The sequence below is a fragment of the Streptomyces sp. NPDC101166 genome (genome assembly GCF_044768125.1).
Taxonomy (GTDB): Bacteria; Actinomycetota; Actinomycetes; order Streptomycetales; family Streptomycetaceae; genus Streptomyces.
Map to the genome: position 1 here is coordinate 1 of NZ_JBIWPF010000252.1, position 1150 is coordinate 1150.

The following is a 1150-nucleotide window of genomic DNA, read 5'->3' on the forward strand; positions in this document are numbered from 1 at the left end:
GTGATCCTGGGCTCGATCCTGGGCACCGCGCGGGCCAAGCGGCCCGAGGACGCCGTCCCGGTCCGCGCCTAGTCCTCGGACTCCTCGGAGTCCTTCGCCGCGGCCTCGTCCAGCTTGCGCTGCTTGCGCGCCCCGCCCTTGCGCTCGATCCGCGGATCCTCGCTGACCTCGTACCGCTTCACGTACTCCCCGAGGAACGCCTGCAAGGTGGCGGTCGCCGGAATGGCCAGCAGCGCACCCACCGCCCCCAGCAGCGCCCCGCCCATGATCACCGACAGCAGCGCCACCGCCGGATTCACGTCCACCGTCCGCGCGGTGATCCGCGGCTGCAGCACATAGTCCTGAATCCACTGGTAGACCACCACGAACAGCAGAATCCACACCGCGTCGAGCGGTCTGATGGTGAGCGCCACCAGGATCGGCAGCACGCCCGCGATATAGGTTCCGATGGTCGGCACGAACGAGGCCACCACACCGAACCAGATGCCCAGCGCCAGCGCGTTCGGTATGCCGAGCAGCGCCAGGAACGCCCCGTGCGCGACCGCCGAGATGACCGCCAGCAACGCCCGCGAATACAAGTACCCACCGGTCTTGTCGATGGCCAGGTCCCAGGCATGCAGCACCGCACCCTGTTTCGCGGGCGGCAGCAGCGAGCACACCGAGCGCCGCAGCTTGGGCCCGTCAGCGGTCATGTACACGCTGAACAGTGCGATGGTGATGAACTGCGCCAGCCCGCCCAGCACCGTGCTCGACAGCCCCCACACATTGTTCGCGGCCCGCTCGGCATAGGAACTGATGACGTCCGAGTCCTTGAACAGCCGATCGCGCAACTGATCCAAGGTGAAATTCTGGTGGAATACGCGATTGACCCAATCCACCAATTCGCCGACCAGTCGCGGCAGTTCGCTCACCACATGGGAGACGGTCTCGACCAGGAGCACGCCCAGCGTCGCGAGGAATCCCGCGGTGCACGCGAACACGATGATGAACACCAGCCCGGTGGCCAGCCCGCGATTCACGCCGCGCCCGGCGAGCCCGTCCACCGCCGGCTCCATGGCGAGCGACACGAAGAACGCCACCGTCATCATGATCGCGATCCCGATGAGCTGGTGGGCCGCCCAATTGGCGAGTTCGAACAGTCCGAGCAGGG

At 67.0% G+C, this 1150-nt stretch carries 1 protein-coding gene; it reads right to left on the reverse strand.

The features are described 5' to 3' along the window. Positions 1 to 68: 68 nt before the first annotated feature. Positions 69 to 1150 (reverse strand): AI-2E family transporter (locus ACIRS4_RS38150; protein ID WP_404204860.1); only part of this gene is annotated, 1082 nt, incomplete at its 5' end.